We start from the raw sequence: 18,430 nt of genomic DNA, 5'->3' as shown, positions 1-18,430 counted from the left end.
GAACTCACCCTTCGCTCCTGGTGCTTGCCGTGCGCAACATCGTCACGCCTTGTGGACTTTCGGTACCCTCCGTAATTGCCCGCAATCGCTACCGTTTGTAACGATTGATTGCTTTGTGTAGTGGTGGGCACCGGGGCGGTATCGGTGACCGCAACGGGAGGCGTCATGAGTATCGGGTTCGGAATCTTCTTGATGGCGGTAGGGGCGATCCTCGCCTTCGGCGTGCGCGATCGCAGCGGAGCCGTCGATCTGACGGTGGTCGGCCTGATCATCATGCTGGCCGGCGCGGCCGGTATCTGGCTGTCGTACAGCATCACGAACAAGCGCCGGAGGGTCGAGAGCCAGTCGATGGATCCGGCCGTCGAGGAGGAGTACCGCGCCGTCCAGGAACCGGCGCCGGGCGATGCGCCCAGCTCGGCTGCCGAGGAACCCGTCGACCAGGCAACCATGCCGGTTGCGGAGGTCCCGAGGGTGGCGACCGAGCGGCACGTCGACCTGGATCCGGCCGCGAACGGGCTGCAGATCGAGGTCCCTGAGCGCCGCGTTCCAATGCGCGCCAGGCCGGACCGCGCCGTACCGGCGAGGAGTTCCTGGAGCTCGCGCCTGCGCACCCGTTTCCAGTCGCGCCGATGACCGGAGCCGATGTGGGACTGGCGTTCTGTGGAAGCGCTCGCGGCCGACCGGCCGTGTGTTGTCGAGTTCCTGACCGATCCCGCCGTACCGCCGTGCTCAGAACCCGTGGGCCGGCTCGTCCGGGGTGGCGCGTTCCTGCTTCATCTCGGCCTCGCGCTGGTGTCCCCGATCCGGGGTGAGCTGGTCGCGGACCTGGTGATGACGAGCGACGAAGGGCTCGTAGTAGGTGCGCTCGTAGTCCTCGACGATCTGGAAGGTCCAGCGACCCTCGTTGACATTGCGTCCGGCGATCTCGCGTTCGACCTGGTCGGCGAGGTCGTCGTGACCGCCGGACCGGAGCAGTGCGATCGCCTCGGCGAGTTCGTTGTCGGCCTTGCCCGTCAGCTGATGGAACTCGTACAGGGCGCCGCGGGCACGGATCACCGTCTCCATCGCGAGGGTCAGTTTGCCGACTGCTTCGACGGTGGTCGTGCTGACGCCGTCAGGTCGCTGGAACTCCGCCGGTAGGTCGTTCATGCCCCTTCGGTACCCAAGCGGTGACTGGTCAACGCAGTACCGCGAATTGGTGACGACGCCATCGCATGGGTGGCCCACGGCCGGGAACCGGGCAGGTTCGGCAAGGAGATGCCATCGGGGTGACGACGAAGTCTGGAGCGGATTCATGAAGGCGCTGACCTGGCAAGGCAAACGGAAGATCGAGTACGGCGAGGTGCCGGACCCGCGGATCGAGGATCCGACGGACGCCATCGTCAAGGTGACGTCGAGCGGGATCTGCGGATCGGACCTGCATCTGTACGAGGTGATGAGCCCGTTCCTGGACGCGGGTGACGTGCTCGGGCACGAGGTGCTGGGGATCGTCGAGGAGACGGGCTCGGCGGTGCCGAACCTGAAGGCCGGCGACCGCGTCGTCATACCGTTCCAGATCGCTTGTGGTGCGTGTTTCATGTGCGACCAGAATCTGCAGACGCAGTGTGAGACCACTCAGGTGCGCGATCAGGGGATGGGCGCGGCGTTGTTCGGCTACACCAAGCTCTATGGCCAGGTCCCTGGCGGACAGGCGGAGTATCTCCGCGTCCCCCAGGCGCACTACGGGCCGATCAAGGTCCCGCACGGTCCCCCCGACGATCGTTTCGTCTACCTGTCGGATGTGCTGCCGACGGCCTGGCAGGCGGTCCAGTACGCCGGAATCCCGGACGGCGGCACAGTCGCCGTACTGGGTCTCGGCCCGATCGGTGACATGGCCTGCCGGATCGCTTTGCACCTGGGATATCGCGTGATCGGCGTCGATCTGGTCGCTGAGCGGCTGGAACGCGCTCGGCTGTACGGCGTCGAGACGCTCGAGTACGCCGATGACGTGGCCGAGGCGATCCGGAACCTGACCGACGGTCGCGGACCGGACTCGGTGATCGATGCGGTCGGCATGGAGGCGCACGGCTCACCGGGCGCGAAGTTCGCGCAGCAGGCGGCCGGCTTGCTTCCCGACGCCGTCCAAGGGCCGCTGATGCGGAAGGCAGGAGTGGATCGCCTCGCGGCGTTGCTGCTGGCGGTCGAAGCCGTCCGGCGGGGTGGCACGATCTCGCTGGTCGGCGTGTACGGCGGGATGGCGGATCCGTTGCCGATGCTCACGATCTTCGACAAGCAGATCCAGCTCCGGATGGGGCAGGCCAACGTCCGCCGCTGGAGCGACGACATCCTCCCGCTGCTCGGCGACGACGACCCGCTGAAGGTCGACTCCTTCGCCACCCACCGCCTGGCGCTGTCCGAAGGTCCGGATGCCTACGACATGTTCCAGAACAAGCGCGACGGCGCCGTCAAGATCCTGCTCACCCCGTAACAGGACGCACCGGCCGATCGCCGATCGGCCGGTGCGCGGTTTCTACTCGGCCATCACCTGGGCGGCGCGGTCCCAGGCGCGGTGCAGGCCGACGGCGGCGAAGAGCTCGGTGGTGAAGGGCTTGCCGATCGCGTCGCCGAGGACGATCCCGGGCGCGGTGGTGTCGATGCCGGCCGCGGTCAGTACCTCGACTCCGTTGCCCCAGGCACCGATCGTCTTGCAGTGCCGGAAGAGCTCACCGAGCAGGACGGTCAGTTTGATGTCCTGCAGCTCCGGGTTGCCGTCAGCAACGACCAGGGCGTCGTACTCGATCGAGCGTGTGGTCAGGAAGGTCCGCTCGACGGTCTGGGTCGACCGGGCACGTTTGATCGTGCCGCCGACGGGCGCGAGCAGCCGCAGTACGGCGCCTTGAGCCTCGACCGCACGCCGCAGTTTGGTGATCCCGGGCAGGTCGGCACCGTCGGCTGCGACCACGCCGATCACGCGTCCGGCGATCGGTCCGGGCTCCACGATGATCTGCGAGAGCGCGGGCGACGGCACGGCGTCTGCGACCGGGGTGCCCTTCGGTGCGGGCAGACCGAGGCCGGCTGCGACCGCCGCGCACAGCTCGGCGTCGACGTTGGCGAGGACTCCGAGCATCCGTTCGCGGATCGGCTGCTCGTAGCACTTGCCGAGCTCGAAGGTGAATGCCTCGATGATGTGGACCCGCTCGACCTCGGTCATGCTCGCCCAGAACAACGACGCCTGCGAGAAGTGATCGGCGAACGACGCCGGGTTCTCCCGAACTTTGGCCCCGCTGACCTCACGCGGTACATGGACGAAAGCGCCCTCATCCACCTCGGCGGGAACCGGCTCACCCTCGGCGCCAAGACTGTTCGGCAGGTACGGCGCGATGCCGCGATGGACCGCGGTCTGGTGCATCCCGTCGCGCAGGTTGTCGTTGACCGCGGCGTGCGGGCAGTTGATCGGTAACTGGGTGAAGTTCGGTCCGCCGAGGCGCGTCAACTGGGTGTCGAGATAGGAGAACAGCCGGGCCTGCATCAACGGGTCGTCGGTCACCTCGATCCCCGGGACCAGATTGCCGGTGTGGAACGCGACCTGCTCGGTCTCGGCGAAGTAGTTGGTCGGATTGCGATCCAGGCTGAGCTTGCCGATCAGCTGTACCGGACACAGCTCTTCGGGCACGATCTTGGTGGGATCGAGCAGGTCGATGCCCTCGAAGGTCTGGTCCTCGGAGTCCGGCATGATCTGGATCCCGAGTTCGAACTCCAACGGCGTACCGGCGTCGATCGCGTCGGCCATGTCCCGGCGGTGGAAGTCCGGATCGGCCCCGGCCGCGATCTGCGCCTCTTCCCACACCAGCGAGTGGATGCCCGCGACCGGCTTCCAGTGGAACTTCACCAGGCAGGTCTCGTCCTTGGCATTCACCAGCCGGAAGGTGTGGACGCCGAAGCCCTCCATGGTCCGGTAGGACCGCGGGATGCCGCGGTCCGACATCGCCCACATCACGTGGTGGGTCGCCTCGGTGTGCAGCGAGACGAAGTCCCAGAACGTGTCATGCGCCGACTGGGCCTGCGGGATCTCCCGGTCGGGATGCGGCTTGCCGGCGTGGATGATGTCGGGGAACTTGATGCCGTCCTGGATGAAGAACACCGGCATGTTGTTGCCGACCAGATCGAAGTTGCCCTCGTCGGTGTAGAACTTGACCGCGAAGCCGCGGACGTCGCGCACGGTGTCGGCGGATCCGCGCGAGCCGAGCACGGTCGAGAACCGCACGAACACCGGCGTCTCCTGCTTGCCCTGCAGAAAACCGGCCTTGGTCGCGGCGGCGGCGTTCCCGTAGGCGGTGAAGGTTCCGTGTGCGGCCGCTCCGCGGGCGTGCACGACGCGCTCCGGGATCCGCTCGTGGTCGAAATGGGTGATCTTCTCACGCAGGTGGAAGTCGTCCATCAGCGTCGGGCCGCGCGTTCCGGCCTTCAGCGAATGATCGGTGTCCGGGAGCCGGACGCCCTGCGCGGTGGTGAGCAGCGAACTGGTCTGAAGCTTGCCCTCGGCGGCGCCGACCGGTCGGTCCTCCGGGGAGCGTGCAGGTGCTTCGGGCGCCGCACTCGCGCGGCGAGGGGCGCTGGAAGCCTTACGTTTCGGGGGCATGAGGTTCCTCCTGATCGATGCCGACCGCAACCGGTACCCCCGGCGTACACATCGCGGTCAGGAGATCGGCCAGCCCGCCGTGCGCCCGCCCGCGGAGCCGGGAGCTGGTGAGAACGTCGAGATCGCGGGGCTGCAGCATGACGTAGCCGGCGGCTTCCAGCCGGAACCACAGGTCGCGGTCCTCACCTGTGTCGAGGGCGCGATAGCCACCGACACCGGCGTACGCCGAAGCCCTGACACCGAAGCTCGCGCCGTGGATGTGATCGTGATCGGCGGGACGCGTCCGCGCTGCGACCAGGGCCTGGTACGCCGACCGGACGTCGGCCGTCAGGTGCTGGGCAGGCTCGAGGTCGACCAGACCGGTCACCGCGTCGACCCCGCGCTGGGCATGGTCCAGTTGCCGCTGGATCCAGTCGGGACGTACCCGGGTGTCCGCGTCCGTACCGAGCAGCCAGACCTGGTCGCGCGGATAGTTGCCAAAGGCCCGTAGTAGGTACTGCATGCCGAGGTCCCGGACCTGGCCGAGTGGTCGCCGGACGACGTTGTGCAGGACGACGACGCCGGGCAGTTCGTCCTTGGCGAGTTCGGCGGTCGCGTCGGTGCAGCGATCGGCGACCACGCAGACCTGGACCGGTACGGCGACCGGTTCCATCGCGATCCGGAGCGCCTGCAGGCATCCCGCGATCAGGTGCTCCTCGTTGTGGGCGGGTACGACGATGCCAGCGGCCCGGATCATCGGCGGACGAACACGTGCAGCAGGAAATCCTCGTCGACGTGCTCGACCAGCTGGTCCAGTTCGGGGCGGTCCCGAAGCACCTGGTGTGTGGCCGCCGCGTCACGAGGCGCTTCCGGAGCCCAGGGCCGCCAGTGCACCGCGAGCAGGTGGCCACCTGGTTCCAGCAACCGGAGGAGATTGTCGAGGCTGGCTTGCAGATCGTCGTCGCCGAGGTAATACAGGATCTCGCTCAGCACCATCAGGTCGACCGGTTCGTCCGTCGCCGTCGCAGGCAGGGCCGCGACACTCAGCTCGGCACTCGGAGCCGCCTCCGCGGCCTGGCGTACGGCGGCGTCGACGGGATCGAAGGCGATCACCTGGTCACTTCGCTGGACGAGCAGCGCGGTCAACGCGCCAAGACCGCACGCGGGTTCGAGCGTCCGGCGATAGCGCTCGGCCGGGAGACTGGCCAGGACGACAGCACGCTTGCGCCGCTCGTACCAGCTGTCGGCGGTGTGCCACGGGTCGTCCTGGGTCGCGTACAGGTCGGCGAAGCGTCCGATCGGTGCGGAGCCGATCGCGGGTTCGCGGAACAGAACGTCGTACGGGCGGTCGAAGTGGGTGAGCATGGCGCCGTCGACGATCGGGTCCTCGCCGTTCGGTCCGATGACCAGCTGGGACTCGAAGGCCTTGATCGCGATCTGTTTGCGGACCTGCTGGTCGTCGTCCAGGGGGCACCGCGTCGCGAGCCGCCAGGGGAGCGTCGGCTCGGCGGTGTTCATCCAGTGCCAGGCCCAGATCGGGTACGACCATCGGTGGGCGTGGACCGGGGCTGCGGCCAGGCCGGCCCGCCCCACCGCGGCATGGTCGGGATGGGGATCACCAGGCCACGGCACGATGACGCAGTCCGCGTCGCGCAGCAGGGGCTTGAGCTGTTCGGTCAGTTCGGTTTCGTGTTCGGCGACGGCCGAATCCGGAAGACCTAGCAGATGGACGGCGGCGGACTCGAGACCGAGGACGGCCATCGCCTGGGTGAGCTCGTCTCGGCGTACGGCGGCCAGTTCGGCGCGGGCAGTGGAGTCGAGGGCAGGGAAGGCTGCCTCGCCATCGCTGGCCACGATGAGGGAGACCGCCGCACCGGCGGCCTTCAGAACCTGTACGACGCCGCCCGCGCCGAGCGTCTCGTCGTCGGGGTGCGCGGCCAGCACGGCCACTCGCCGCAGACCGCCGGTCTCGAACGGCGGCAGGTCCTGCTGGTCGAGAAAACGTCGCCAATCGGATTCGTCGGTCACCGCTCGGGCCACGTGTGGTCCTTTCCTTCGCTCATCAACCGGCCGAGAGCGGCCAGGTCGCGTTCGGCGTGGTGCTGGCGGACGTAGACCTGGAGGTCGGTCAGAGCCTGGGCGAAAGCCCGGTCGCGCGACAGCGGGGTGGGCCCGGTGATCCGCGGGACCTGATCGATCGTTGCCCGGACGGCCTGCTCGACCGCGGCGCGCAGGATCCAGATCTCACGCATGACACCGGCCTGAGGTGACTCGTCGATGAGCCGGGCAGTGGCTGTCAGCAGCGCCGCGGCCGCGGCCAAGGTGGCCTCGAGCTCGCCCACATGAGCCAGTTGGTGCTCGTCGGGTCCCAGCCCTGCCTGGAGGTACCGCATCGCCCGGTCGACCAGGCCCCGGGCGCCGCCGAACCAGACGGCCGCGACACCGCCGCCGCCCCACCAGAAGCCGGGGCGGTCGAGATAGAAGCCGGCGGGTCCGACCTGGTCGTCGTCGCTGACCGGAACGTTGCCGAGGACAACGTCCGGGCTGTCCGAGGCGTCCATCCCGACCGCCTGCCAGGTATCCGGCCGCCGCTCGATCCGGGGATCGTTCAGATCGATGTCGAACAGCAGGCCTTCGCCGTCCGGAGTCAATGCCGCCACCAACGCCCGGTCCAGACTGTGCGCGCCTGAACAGAACCGGACCGTCCCGGTCAGCCGGTGATCGGCCACCATCGCCCCGGTTCCACCGGACCGGGCCGCCCAGACGCCGTACAAGGTGTTTCCCGGTACGGGGCGGCCGGCCTGCCGCAAGATCGACACCGCATCGAGGTGGCCTTCGGCGAGCCGGGCCAAGGCCAGATCCCGATGGCCGAGCAGAGCCAGCGCGGCCCATCGATCAATGGTTCGGCCCGTCCCCGGCTCCGGGACCTCGAGATCGCCGTCCCTCACCAACTGCCGCAGCTCGGCAGCCACGGATGACGCATCACGACGCGGACTCATGCCGCGCCGGTACCCGCGGAAGAAACGCTCGGCTCAGGGCCGGCGCGGACGCAGCAAAAGGTCGTGTGATCTCGCTTTCGCTGGGTACCGAGGGGGTCCGTCGGTGGAGGAGGATCACGAAGCAATGGCTGAAAATCAGGTCGGTGCGTGATGGCCAAGCAGGAGTTTCACGTCGGTGACTTGGTCGAGTGGGACAGCCACGGTGGAACGGCGTACGGGAAGGTGGAGCGCCGCATCACCGAACGGACGGAGGCCGGCGGCCGGACCGTGGATGCCTCGCCCGACGAGCCGCAATATCTCGTGCGGAGCGAGAAGTCCGGCGGTACGGCGGTCCACAAGCCGGGTGCCCTTCGGCACCGGAGCACCCGATGACTGAGACCCGGGGATGAGGGGTACCTGCAGACGTGGCTGATTCTGCTATTGCCGTTCTCGACATCGATGGGACGCTCATCGATTCCAACTACCACCATGCGCTCGCGTGGTACCGGGCCCTGCGGTTCGTGGGGGAGACCTACCCCGTCTGGCAGCTGCACCGGCTGATCGGCATGGGCGGCGATCAGATTCTGACCGCACTCGATGGGGAAGACCTGGAGCGACGGGTCGGCGATCGTGCCCGCGAACGACAGGGCGAAGAGGTCGACGCGCTGCTTGCCGAGATGGCACCGTTGCCCGGAGCCCGCGATCTGCTCGTCGCGATCAAGCACCGCGGGCACCCGCTGGTCCTGGCCAGCTCGGCCCAGGAGCGCCACGTAGAAGTCTTCCTGGACAAGCTGGATGCGCGAGACCTCGTCGACGGCTGGACCACGAGCGCCGACGTCGAGTCGTCCAAGCCGGCTCCGGACCTGCTCCAGGTGGCGCTGAAGAAGCTGGGCGCGTCCGCGCGTGCCTCGAGCGTCATGGTCGGTGACTCGGTGTGGGACATCAAGGCGGCGAAGAAGGTCGGCATGCCGGCGATCGTCGTACGTTCTGGCGGCTTCGGCGACGACGAGCTTCGGGACGCGGGTGCCGTCGCGATCTACGACACCCCCGGAGACCTCGCCGACGCCTTGGATGACACCGCTCTGGCCTGACAGCAGCTGTGGCGCCCGGCTCGTCGTCGGGGACTTCTCAGAAGCCTGGGAGGAACAGGCACAGGATGTGTCCGTGGGGGTCGCGGATGACTCGTACGCCGTCGGGTTGGGGCTGGTGGTCTTCGACGGTCGCCCCGAGGCTGACTGCGCGGGCGGTTTCGCGTTCCAGGTCGTCGACCTGTACGTCGAGGTGGGCCTGCATCTGCTGGTCGCCGGGTTGCTGGGGCCAGGCCGGCGGGGTGTGGTCGGTTTCGAGCTGGAAGCTGAGGCCGGGGCGGTCGTCGTCGGGGTGGCGGAGGCGGGCCCAGTGCGGTTCGCTGCTGGTGATGGGCCAGCCGAGGAGGTCGCGGTAGAAGGCTGCCAGTACCGGTGGGTCCGGCGTACCGAGCACGGTGGCGACGAGCTTCGCAGGCATGTCATTCTCCCAGTTCGGGTTTGGCTAGTGGGGTGGTGGCGGGGCCGTCGAGGACTGCGCCCTCGGCGGTGAAGCGGGAGCCGTGGCAGTTGCAGTCCCAGGTGGTGTCGCCTTGGTTCCAGCGCAGTGGGCAGCCGAGGTGGGTGCAGACCGGTACGACGGTGTGGAGTTGGCCGTCGTGGTCGCAGTAGGCGCCGACGGTGTGGCCGTTGACGTCGTACAGGCCGCCTTCGCCGACCTCGAGGTGGTCCAGGCCGCCGCCGAGCAGGCGGCGGAGGTGACCGGCGGCGAACTCCTTGCCGACCTTGAGATTGTCCTTCACCAGGCCGGCGACGGCGTGCGCGTCGCCGATCCGGCCGGCGTCGTACAGGGTGCTGAAAGGGTTGGCACGGTCGAGGACGAGGTCACGAAGGATGCCAGAGGCAACGGTTCCGTTGCTGAGTCCCCATTTGTGCATGCCGGTGGCAACCAGGATGGGTGAACCCGGTGCCTTGCCGACGTAGGGCAGGTGGTCGGGGGTGCTGTAGTCGTGGGCCGACCATCGGTATTCGGGTTCGATGCGGTGGTCCCAGAGCGAGCTCGCCCAGTCGGTGAGTTTGCGGTAGGCGTCGTCGGTGTCGGTCTGGTCGCCGACCTCGTGGTCGCTGCCGACGATGATGAGCCCGTTGGGTCCGCCACCTGGCCAGGGGCGGGTCGACCGGGTGGGGCCGTTGGCCGAGATCGCCATCCCGGCTGGTGCCGGGACGGGCAGGCGGACGGCGATGCCATGGGACTGTTGGGGCCGGGTCCGGGCGAAATACCCGCCGAGGATTCCGATCGGCAGCAGGGTCGCGACGATCGCGTGCTGGGCCTGTACGACGGCGCCCGGCTCGGTCTCGGCAGTGATGCCGTCGTCGTCGGCCGAGAGTGCCGTCACCCGGGTGTTCTCGAAGATCCGGCCGCCGGCCTGGGTGAAGGCCTGCGCGAGACCGGCGAGGTAGCGCGTCGGGTGCAGTTGTCCCTGGTCGTCGAAGCGGACCACGCCGGTGGCCGTGAGCGGTAGACCCAGCTCGGCGGGATCGGCGTACTGCGCGGGCAGCCCGAGCTTCGCCGCAACATCGGCTTCGTGCCGAAGGTCAGTCTCATCGGTGGCGTAGACGAAGGCCGGCGTACGGGCGAACTCGCAGTCGATGGCGAACCGGTCGACGAGTTCCGCGACTCGCTCGACACCGGTTTGGTTCGCGGCCGCGTACTGACCGGCGGTCTCCAGACCGTGCCGGTCGGCCAGAGCGGCATAGATCGCTCCGTGCTGCGAGGTGACCTTGCCGGTCGTGTTCCCGCTGGTCCGAGCGCCGATCCGATCGGCCTCGAGCAGTACGACGTCGGCTCCGGTCAGCTGGAGTTCCAGAGCGGTGGTCAGCCCGATGATGCCGCCGCCCACCACCAGGACCCCGGACCGCACATCGGCGTTGATCCTCTCGTACCGGGGTGGATCGGCAGTGGCCAGCCATACGGATGTGGACGTCGTCATACGGCGCCGGTACCCACCCGGAATCGGCGATGCAGATCTAGCTGTGTCCTTGGTGGTGGCGAGCGACACGGGCGCGGTTGCCGCAGCCGGGGCCGCACCAGGCCTGGTTGGTACGGCGCTGGAAGAAGAGCTGGCCGCATCCGGGGGCGTCGCACAACGCGAGATCGTGGCGGTCGTCACGGTCGGCGTCTCCTTCGCGACCCGGAAACACACCCGCTCACAGATCGGGACACGCGCGGTGTTCCGGTTGCCGTAGGCATCGGGTCTCCGGCTCATCGCTTCGTGCGTGCATGGATTGCCCCGGATCGGGGCACAGCGAGCGCGACGACAGAGCCGGGGGAGGTGGCCGCGCCGAATGTTCACCGAGATCAACGGCCATCGGGTGGCTGAGGTTTTCCGAGTGACGCATGCCGGGCCAAGGCCGAGTGCACTGACCTGCCTGCGGTGTGCGGCGCATTTTGCCGATCTGGACGAAGTGTGGCGCACGACCTGTTCACTGGCCGGGCGCACCCGAGGCCACGAGCTGGTGGCCGACCCCGACGACGGGCTGCTCTACTGCACGCGCTGCCCACTGGTTGCCTACGGCAAGGACGACGCCACGAGCGAACCGGAGTGCCCGATGCCGCTGCAATCGCGACCTGCCCATCACCGCTCGACCACTTGATCGCCAGCCTGGAATCTGCGCCAGAGCGCATCGCGACAGTCAGTTGACTCGTGCCGCTCTGCTTGCTGTCGCTCTGTTCGCCACCGTGCCATCACGCCAGTTCGGTTGCTCTGGCGCGCACGGCCAAGGGGATGACCAGCCAGAAGAGGGTGACCCAGAGCAGGAGGACGGCGACGGTGATGAGCGCGATGTGGCGGGACAGAACGACATCGATGGCGAGCAGGACACCCCCGGTGATCGCGGCGACGAGGAACGCCAGGCCGATCCGCGTGAAACGGTCGGTGATGACGACGAGCTGGTCGCGCAGGCCTTGGCGGTGGACGATGCGGTGGAAGGAGATCGGTGCGAGGAACGTCGCCGCCGCGAGGGCGCACGCGATCAGCGTGGCTGCGTAGACGACGTGGGTGAACTGGTCGGCGGCCTGGAACTGGCTCTGGAAGGCGATACTCAGCAGGAACGCGAACAGGATCTGGGTGCCGGTCTGGGCGAGGCGCAGTTCTTGCAGCAGTTCGTTCCAGTGCCGGTCGAGGCGTTCACCCGAGTCTTCTTCTTCGCGGGTGTAGCCGGCGTGTGAACGGGTCATGGCGGGCCCTTCATCCGTCGAGTGCGCCTGAAGGGAATTCCAGTTCCCTGCCGCCGCCGGATTCATGCAGTCCTAGTACGCCGTACCGCCGGTAACGCTGCGAGCGGGCGGTCAGCCTCCACCGTGACTGCCATCCCTGGAATGTGCTGTGGGCTGAGCTTCCCGCATGAGCGAACCGGTATCAGTGGAGACCGCCTTTCAGCCGGTCGAGCCAGTAGTTCAGCTCGAGGTCGGCGCGTCCTCCGTCGTGCGAGCTGCACCGGATCCGGGGGATCGCCATCGGATCGAAGCCCTTGCCTTGGGGGGATCGGGACGGGTTGGCTCCGACGAGCAGGACGGCCTCGTTGCGGTACGCCGTACGTCCGGAACCACCGTGAGCGAGGAGGGAGCGGTTTCGGGGGTGCACGCCCAGGGGTAGCGCCAAGGTCCTTGGCGCCGGGAGGCCGGCGGCGGTGACGAGTCCTGAGAGACCGCCGATTTCGGCCTGGACCTCGGCGTCGGTCAGTGTGTGCAGGTTCGGGTGGCTGAGGGTGTGGTTGCCGATCTCGCAGCCGAGCTCGGCGAGCTTGCGGAGTGCGCGGACGGCTTCGGGACCGTGATAGCCGAAGGGATTCTTGGTGATGTAGAAGGATGCGATCGCGGGGAAGTCCGGGTGGTCGGCGTGGAAGTCGAGCATCATCCCCAGGGCCGATGCGGGATGGACGGTGCCGCCGGCGTCCACCGCGAACTGGCCCGGGCTGCTGTCGTCGAAGGTGAGGACGACCGGTCGCTTCCCGGCCGGAACGGCCGTGAAGTTGCCGCGGGCAAGGTCTATGGTGCGGATCGGGTAGTAGCTCTCGCGACGCAGCCGGTCCAGCTCGGCGCGGAAGAACTGCGGCGTCATGTCGTAGCTTCCGGCGTCGGCGCGGACCAGGCGGTGATGCATCAGGACCGGAACCAAGCCGGTGAAGGGTGGCTTGGCCTTGTCGGGCTTGCCAGGCTTGGCGGTCGGCCTGGACGGCGGGGCTGCCTGCTGCTCGACAACGACGGGCGTCGGGTCCGGGCCGGTATCGGCGCATCCCGTGACGCCGGCAGCGATGGCGAAGCCGAGAAAGGTCCGCCGGGGGATGACGTTCATTCGTAGACCACCAGTTCGGGCCGCGGGGTGAGGGCCAGCACCTCGGGTGGTGTCATGAGCGCGCCATGCCGGGTGTCTTCGTGGTAGAAGAGCTTGAAACCGGTATGGATGCCCTTCGGCAGTGACTTGGTCAGTCCGTGGTACGTCGAGATCTTCTGACCACGCGTGCCGATCCCGTCGACCGACTTGGTGGTGACGACACCGGCGTACGGGCGCACTGACTGCTCCGCTCGCACGATCGGCTTCGACAACTGGTGGAAGACGAACAGTTTCTCCGGCAGCCGGTTCGTCGTGACCAGACCGGACAAGTACGCCGCGATCGCGTTGAGCTCGGCTCCCGTCGTCCGCCCGAAGACCCGTCCCGGCACTTGTCCGGGTCCGACCTCCCATTCGGGATCGACCGCGAGCCCGACATCGGGCTGACGCAGCCACGGCTCCAGGCGTTTGATCTCGTCGAGCGGTTTCGCCCGGCCTGGCTGCACGTCGAGCATCAGCAACATCTTGTGCCGGCGCGCCACGGCCAGGTAGCGGTCGATGGCCGCGGGGCTGATCCGGGAGCGATACTTGCCGTCGTTGCCGGCGGCCCCTTGTGCGGTGACGACGATCAGCTCCAGCACAGGCAACGCCGTACGGCCGCCGCGGTAGGACGCCGCCAGGCGTTCGAGGCGGGACGCGCGCTCGTCGAGGTTGCTGTCGAGCGGTCCGAGAGCCGGCGAGCCAGGTGCGCCCACGAACGCGACCAGTTGGTGGTCGGGCAACAGCCGACGCCCACCACGGGGTAGTTGCACCGGCGGCTTCGGCTGCGGCTTCGGCTGTGGCGACGGGGTGGTGATTGCCACGGCTCGGGAAGGGGGTTTCGCTTCCGCTGTCTCGATCGGAGTGTCGCTACAAGCGGTCAAGGCCGAAACGGCGGCAAGGACGAGAAGACCACGGGTTTGTTTCAGCACGCGGAGCTCGGTTTTCAGGAGTAGCGCCCGAGCGGTTTTCTGCACCCGGTCGATCACCTAATGTAGTCGATCGGACACGGAAAGCGATCAGAAATCGCGGAGGACGAGGCAAGCTCCTCCATCCCGGACCGGCGATGCCCGACGGAAGGCGAGACGTCGAGACAGTGAAACCGCAGTTCAAACCACGTTTTCAGCTGTACAGGTACTTGCCGTAGACCGACACCGTCGTACCGATCGGGGTGTCGGCGAAGATCTGGTGGATCTGCGGGCGCAGGACGCGGACGCAACGGTGGCTGGCCGGGTACGGCTTGATCAGCGAGTTCACGCGAGATCCGTGGAGAGCGATTCCCGGGCGATCTTTGAGGAAGTAGAGCGAGTCGTACATGTAGGCGTCCTCGTAGAGGCTGCTCTCGTGCGCGCCGGCGTACTTGCGCCACACCTTGCCGGTGCGGTTCGGGGTGTCGTAGCCGGGAGCGCCGGTCGAGATCCAGACGATCCGCTTGTACTGCTTGTTGACGACTTGGTAGAGCACCTGGCAGGTCTTGTTGACGTAGATGCCGTCGGCCTTGGTCGGCGTCGGCTTCGCGGTCGCGTTGATCACGGAGTAGGCCTCGTCGAGCGTCAGGCCCTTGCGGCTGATCGGCATACCGTTCGTCTCACGCCAAGCACACAAGGCCTGGCGGCCCCGGACCGTGATGTCGCCATCGGCGTCGCCGACCGGGTAGCCGAGCTTCTCCAGCTTCTGCTCCACCTTCAGTGCGTAGTACTGCGCGTTGTGCGGATTCTTCGGCTTCGGCTTGACCGTGGGCTTCGTGGTCGGCTTCGCCGTGGTCGGATTGGCCGTCGGCGTGGCGGTGGGCGTCGGTGTACTGGCTGGGGGAGCGCTCGTCGTACCGCCGGCGCTGGGTGACTGGCTACTGGTCTCGCTGGCGGCCACATCCGAGCAGCCCGCGAGAACGATGGACAGAACGACTGCAGCGGCTACCAGACCATGTCGACGAGACATGATTCCCCTCTCCCTCGAGCACCTTCAAGAGTTGCAGAACCACGCCGAGTGAGCGCGCAGCGACCCGCTGAGATTAGTCCTCCGGGGTTTCAGCGTCGCGGGATCGCGCTCTCCCGTCACCGAACCGTTGTCAAGGGCCCCATCGCGAGCTGCCGCCCTGCCAGACTGTGCCGATGGAGTTCCGCGTCCTCGGGCCGCTCGAGATCGTCGTCGACGGACGGACGATCCCTGCACTCGCGCCCCGGCTGCGGACGCTGCTGGCGACACTGCTCCTGCGTGCCCACCGGGTCGTCTCGGTGGACGAACTGATCGACCGCCTCTGGCCCGAGGACGATCAGCCCGCGAATCCCAAGGCGTCACTGCACACCTATGTACGGCGTCTCCGCGAGATCGTCGGCCCTGATGTGCTGCAGACCCGTGGTCAGGGCTATCTGCTGACCGCCGAACCGGCGGACCTCGTCGCCTTCCGCTCCGCCGTGACCAAGGCCGCCGCTGATCCGGGGCGGCAGGTCGAGCACCTGCGGAACGCTCTCGATCAGTGGCGCGGGGAAGCGCTCTCTCTGGATCCGCATGTTGCTGCCGGACTCAACGAGGAACGGCTCTCCGCTGTGGAGCAGTACTACGACGCCCGGCTGGCGCGCGGCGACCACGCGGACGTACTGCCGGAGCTCGTGTCGCTGGCAGCCCAGGAGCCGTTGCGAGAACGGCTCGGCGGACTGCTGATGATCGCGCTCTATCGCTGCGGCCGGCAGGCTGACGCACTTTCGGCGTACGACGCGATCGCCGCGCGCCTCGCCGACGAGTTCGGGCTCGACCCGGGCGACGAACTGCGTCAACTCCGCCAGGCGATCCTCACCTCCGCACTGGAACTGGCCCCGCCGCCCGACGACTGGCATCGGCAGAACCAGCTCCCGCTCGATATCCGCCAGCTCGTCGGCCGCGACAATCTGGTGGCTGAGGTGGCGAAGCTCGTGTCCGCGACCGACGGCGTACCGGTCGTGGTCCTTTCAGGCGCTCCGGGAGTCGGAAAGAGCGCTCTTTGCGTTCACGTCGCGCATCAGCTGGCCGCGGATTTCCCCGACGGTCAATGGTTCGTCCGGTTGCGAGGGGCGTCGGGTCAGCCGCGCCGCGCGGGCGACGTACTGGCTGAGCTCTTGCGCTCTTCTGGTGTCGATCCGTCGGTGATCCCGGACGACCTGGACGATCGGGCTGCGCTGTTTCGTGCCCGGCTGGCCGATCGGAGAGTGCTCCTGGTGCTCGACGATGCGCGGGATGCCGCTCAGGTCCGTCCGCTGCTGCCGGGTCGTTCTGGCAGCGCGGTGATCGTGACGAGCCGGAGTGCTCTGGGTGGCCTGATCGCGCTCGACGGGGCGATCGGTTTGCGCGTCTCGACGTTGACCGACGCCGACAGTGCGACGCTGATCAGTCTGTTGCTCGAAGCAACTGATGACGATGCTGTGCGCGAGTTGGTTGCTGCCTGCTCCGGTCTGCCGCTGGCGCTGCGGATCGCCGGTGCCAATGCGGCGCGCGGCTCGGTCTCGGAGTACCTCGCCCGGATGCGTTCCGCCGGAGCCTTGCCGACGCTCACGATCGACGACGATGTCGCGGTCAGCGCGGCGTTCCAGACGTCGTATGAACTCCTCGAACCTTCAGTCCAGCGTGGCTTCCGCCTGCTGGCCCAGTTCCCGGGTGCCGAGTTCGGCTGCGATGCGGCCGCGGCGCTGATCGGTGGAGATCACGAGATAGCGCTCTCCAGCCTCGAAGCCGCCAGCTTCCTGGAGCCGGTCGCCGACGGCCGCTACCTGATGCACGACCTCGTCAAGGAGTACGCCGGCCTGCTCGCGACGCCCGACCTCGCTGCCTGGAACGCCTTGTGCAGCTGGTATGTCGGTACGGCGAACGCCGCGATCAGCGCGTTGTACCCGGCCGCGGTCCGGCTACCGATCACGTCGTACGACGGCGTTGTCCCGGCGGACCCGGAGACCTGGTTGGAGACGGAGCTCGCCAACCTCGAGGCGCTCGCGACTGAGGCCCTGCGGATCGGGCCGGCCGAGATCGTCTGGCTGATCGCTGACATCGTTCGCCCGTATCTCTACCAGCACAGCCTGATCAGCATCTGGCGCAACCTGGTCGAACTCGGCGCCGCGGCTGCTCCGGACACTCGGGGCCGCGGGGCGATCGAGCACGCGCGGGGCGTGCTCGCGCGGATCACGGGCGACGCGACGAGCGCAACAGAGCACAGCACCCGTGCAATGGAGCTGTATCGAGAGAGCGGTTTCTCGGTGGGAGAAGCGGCGCTGCTGTGCAATCTCGGCCTCAGCTACAACGACCGTGGTCAGCTACGGAAGTCGTCCGAGCTGCTCGCGGCCGGGATCGCGCTCTTCCGTTCTCTCGGAGAGCTCGACCGGCTGCCGGTCGCGCTGCTGAACCAGTCGCTCAACCACCTGCATCTCGGTCAGTTCCGAGAGTGCATCGCCTGTGCGACGGAGAGCCTGGAGCTGGGCCTGTCAGGCCAGGGCTGGGTCGCCCGCGTGAACCTCGCGGCCGCGTACACCGACCTGGGCGAGTACGACAAAGCCGCGGCCGAGATGGCGCTGCCGCCCGGTGGCAACCGCCTGGACCTGATCAGCTGGCGCAACTCACTCGCCGAACTGGATCGCTCCCGGCGTGACTACCCGGCCGCGCTGGCCCACGCCACCGAGGCACTCAACCTCAGCCTGGAGGTCACCTCGTCGTACCACGAGTGCTTCAGCCGCCTCGTCCTCGGCGAGATCCACCTCTCCGCCGGCGACCTCCCGGCCGCCCACGCGCACCTCGGTCAGGTCGAAGTCATGGCCCGCGCCACCGGCTACGGCACCATCCTCGCGGACACCCACATGTGGCAAGCCGTCTGCCTCTTCCGCATGGGAAACCCGGAGAGCGCTCTCGAACTCGGCCTCACCGCCCTGGCCGAACTCGAATCGGTCGAGTACGCCGTCGGCCAGTACCACGCCAACGCTCTGCTCGCCGACTGCTACCGCTCACTCGGCCACCCCGAACAGGCCGCCGTACACCAATCCGCCGCCGACACCATCCGGCAGCGGACCGGCTACGTACCGGTCTAGGCGGTCAGAGACCGAGGTCGCGCAGGAACTCCGGCTTGTACGCCTGCAGCACGACGTACCGGGGATCCGGCACCTCCATGCCTGCGTTCTTCGCCTCGTCACTCGCCTCGTCATGCGCACCCACCGGCACGCTCGGATCCGTCCACTCCTGCTCGGCCGCGTTCCACCGAGTCACCGTGTACTCCGCCGTGAGGTTGTCCCCGGCAACAAGCTCCTTGACGGTCCGCTCCGCCTCCAGCGCATCCTCGAGCGTCTGCGTGTACAGCAGCATCCGGTTCCCGTCCCGCGTCACCGTCACCTGGTTCCCGAGCCGCTTGCGCGCATCGTCATCCAGATCGAGCGCCCGCAACCGATCCCAGAACGTCAACCCGTGCTCTTCGTTCCCCAGCACGACCTCAACCCGAAACTCATCCGCCAT

At 67.8% G+C, this 18,430-nt stretch carries 19 protein-coding genes; 6 read left to right on the top strand and 13 right to left on the bottom strand.

Going from position 1 to position 18,430, the window contains the following annotated elements:
* Positions 1–165: 165 nt before the first annotated feature.
* Positions 166–633, top strand: coding sequence for a DUF6458 family protein (locus ACIA49_RS34535; protein WP_396382307.1), 468 nt, complete (start codon positions 166–168; stop codon positions 631–633).
* A gap of 96 nt (positions 634–729) precedes the next feature.
* Here the strand turns inward: ACIA49_RS34535 and ACIA49_RS34530 are convergent, their stop codons facing one another.
* The gene (locus ACIA49_RS34530) at positions 730–1,149 is read right to left on the bottom strand and encodes a hypothetical protein (protein ID WP_396382305.1); all 420 of its coding nucleotides are present in this window, start codon (positions 1,147–1,149) and stop codon (positions 730–732) included.
* A 145-nt stretch (positions 1,150–1,294) separates the two neighbouring features.
* On the opposite strand from ACIA49_RS34530, the gene ACIA49_RS34525 reads away from it, so the two are divergent.
* Complete coding sequence (locus tag ACIA49_RS34525; RefSeq protein ID WP_396382303.1) at positions 1,295–2,467, top strand: alcohol dehydrogenase catalytic domain-containing protein; 1,173 nt, start codon at positions 1,295–1,297, stop codon at positions 2,465–2,467.
* A 42-nt stretch (positions 2,468–2,509) separates the two neighbouring features.
* Here ACIA49_RS34525 and ACIA49_RS34520 read toward each other — a convergent pair whose 3' ends face one another.
* Genes ACIA49_RS34520 through ACIA49_RS34505 form a run of 4 tightly spaced genes read right to left on the bottom strand, consistent with a single transcriptional unit; the run spans position 2,510 to position 7,596 of the window.
* Complete coding sequence (locus ACIA49_RS34520; RefSeq protein ID WP_396382301.1) at positions 2,510–4,618, bottom strand: catalase; 2,109 nt, start codon at positions 4,616–4,618, stop codon at positions 2,510–2,512.
* Positions 4,602–5,354, bottom strand: coding sequence for a glycosyltransferase (locus ACIA49_RS34515; protein WP_396382299.1), 753 nt, complete (start codon positions 5,352–5,354; stop codon positions 4,602–4,604). The genes ACIA49_RS34520 and ACIA49_RS34515 overlap by 17 nt, the downstream gene beginning before the upstream one ends.
* Positions 5,351–6,637, bottom strand: a complete 1,287-nt coding sequence (locus tag ACIA49_RS34510) for a PIG-L family deacetylase (RefSeq protein WP_396382297.1) — start codon at positions 6,635–6,637, stop codon at positions 5,351–5,353. The genes ACIA49_RS34515 and ACIA49_RS34510 overlap by 4 nt, the downstream gene beginning before the upstream one ends.
* The gene (locus tag ACIA49_RS34505; RefSeq protein ID WP_396382296.1) at positions 6,622–7,596 is read right to left on the bottom strand and encodes an acyl-CoA dehydrogenase; all 975 of its coding nucleotides are present in this window, start codon (positions 7,594–7,596) and stop codon (positions 6,622–6,624) included. Before ACIA49_RS34505 ends, ACIA49_RS34510 begins: the two co-directional genes overlap by 16 nt.
* Positions 7,597–7,746: 150 nt before the next feature.
* Here ACIA49_RS34505 and ACIA49_RS34500 point away from each other — a divergent pair, with 150 nt between their 5' ends.
* A complete protein-coding gene (locus ACIA49_RS34500) occupies positions 7,747–7,968 on the top strand; it encodes a DUF2945 domain-containing protein (protein WP_396382295.1) in 222 nt (73 codons plus the stop codon).
* A 32-nt stretch (positions 7,969–8,000) separates the two neighbouring features.
* Complete coding sequence (locus ACIA49_RS34495) at positions 8,001–8,666, top strand: HAD family hydrolase (protein WP_396382293.1); 666 nt, start codon at positions 8,001–8,003, stop codon at positions 8,664–8,666.
* A 37-nt stretch (positions 8,667–8,703) separates the two neighbouring features.
* On the opposite strand, the gene ACIA49_RS34490 is transcribed toward ACIA49_RS34495, so the two are convergent.
* Genes ACIA49_RS34490 through ACIA49_RS34480 form a run of 3 tightly spaced genes read right to left on the bottom strand, consistent with a single transcriptional unit; the run spans position 8,704 to position 10,802 of the window.
* Complete coding sequence (locus tag ACIA49_RS34490) at positions 8,704–9,081, bottom strand: VOC family protein (protein ID WP_396382291.1); 378 nt, start codon at positions 9,079–9,081, stop codon at positions 8,704–8,706.
* A gap of 1 nt (position 9,082) precedes the next feature.
* Complete coding sequence (locus ACIA49_RS34485; RefSeq protein WP_396382289.1) at positions 9,083–10,591, bottom strand: FAD-dependent oxidoreductase; 1,509 nt, start codon at positions 10,589–10,591, stop codon at positions 9,083–9,085.
* Positions 10,592–10,628: 37 nt separating this feature from the next.
* Positions 10,629–10,802, bottom strand: coding sequence for a CGNR zinc finger domain-containing protein (locus tag ACIA49_RS34480; RefSeq protein ID WP_396382287.1), 174 nt, complete (start codon positions 10,800–10,802; stop codon positions 10,629–10,631).
* 144 nt (positions 10,803–10,946) lie between these two features.
* Here ACIA49_RS34480 and ACIA49_RS34475 point away from each other — a divergent pair, with 144 nt between their 5' ends.
* Positions 10,947–11,255, top strand: a complete 309-nt coding sequence (locus tag ACIA49_RS34475; protein ID WP_396382286.1) for a hypothetical protein — start codon at positions 10,947–10,949, stop codon at positions 11,253–11,255.
* Positions 11,256–11,346: 91 nt separating this feature from the next.
* On the opposite strand, the gene ACIA49_RS34470 is transcribed toward ACIA49_RS34475, so the two are convergent.
* The 4 genes from ACIA49_RS34470 to ACIA49_RS34455 form a co-directional block, all read right to left on the bottom strand.
* A complete protein-coding gene (locus ACIA49_RS34470; RefSeq protein ID WP_396382285.1) occupies positions 11,347–11,838 on the bottom strand; it encodes a DUF6328 family protein in 492 nt (163 codons plus the stop codon).
* 181 nt (positions 11,839–12,019) lie between these two features.
* Positions 12,020–12,955, bottom strand: coding sequence for a polysaccharide deacetylase family protein (locus ACIA49_RS34465; protein WP_396382284.1), 936 nt, complete (start codon positions 12,953–12,955; stop codon positions 12,020–12,022).
* Entirely contained in the window at positions 12,952–13,794 is an 843-nt protein-coding gene (locus ACIA49_RS34460; protein ID WP_396382283.1) for a hypothetical protein, read from the bottom strand. The genes ACIA49_RS34465 and ACIA49_RS34460 overlap by 4 nt, the downstream gene beginning before the upstream one ends.
* Before the next feature lie 298 nt (positions 13,795–14,092).
* Entirely contained in the window at positions 14,093–14,908 is an 816-nt protein-coding gene (locus ACIA49_RS34455) for a L,D-transpeptidase (protein ID WP_396382281.1), read from the bottom strand.
* A gap of 173 nt (positions 14,909–15,081) precedes the next feature.
* Between ACIA49_RS34455 and ACIA49_RS34450 the strand changes: the two genes are divergently transcribed.
* Positions 15,082–18,012, top strand: a complete 2,931-nt coding sequence (locus ACIA49_RS34450) for a BTAD domain-containing putative transcriptional regulator (RefSeq protein ID WP_396382280.1) — start codon at positions 15,082–15,084, stop codon at positions 18,010–18,012.
* Positions 18,013–18,016: 4 nt separating this feature from the next.
* On the opposite strand, the gene ACIA49_RS34445 is transcribed toward ACIA49_RS34450, so the two are convergent.
* Positions 18,017–18,430 carry a hypothetical protein gene (locus ACIA49_RS34445; protein WP_391545782.1) on the bottom strand — a complete coding sequence of 138 codons (414 nt, stop codon included), beginning with the start codon at positions 18,428–18,430 and terminating at the stop codon, positions 18,017–18,019.

Source organism: Kribbella sp. NPDC051587 (genome assembly GCF_044453945.1).
GTDB lineage: Bacteria > Actinomycetota > Actinomycetes > Propionibacteriales > Kribbellaceae > Kribbella.
This window is presented reverse-complemented; position numbering and strand designations above follow the sequence as displayed.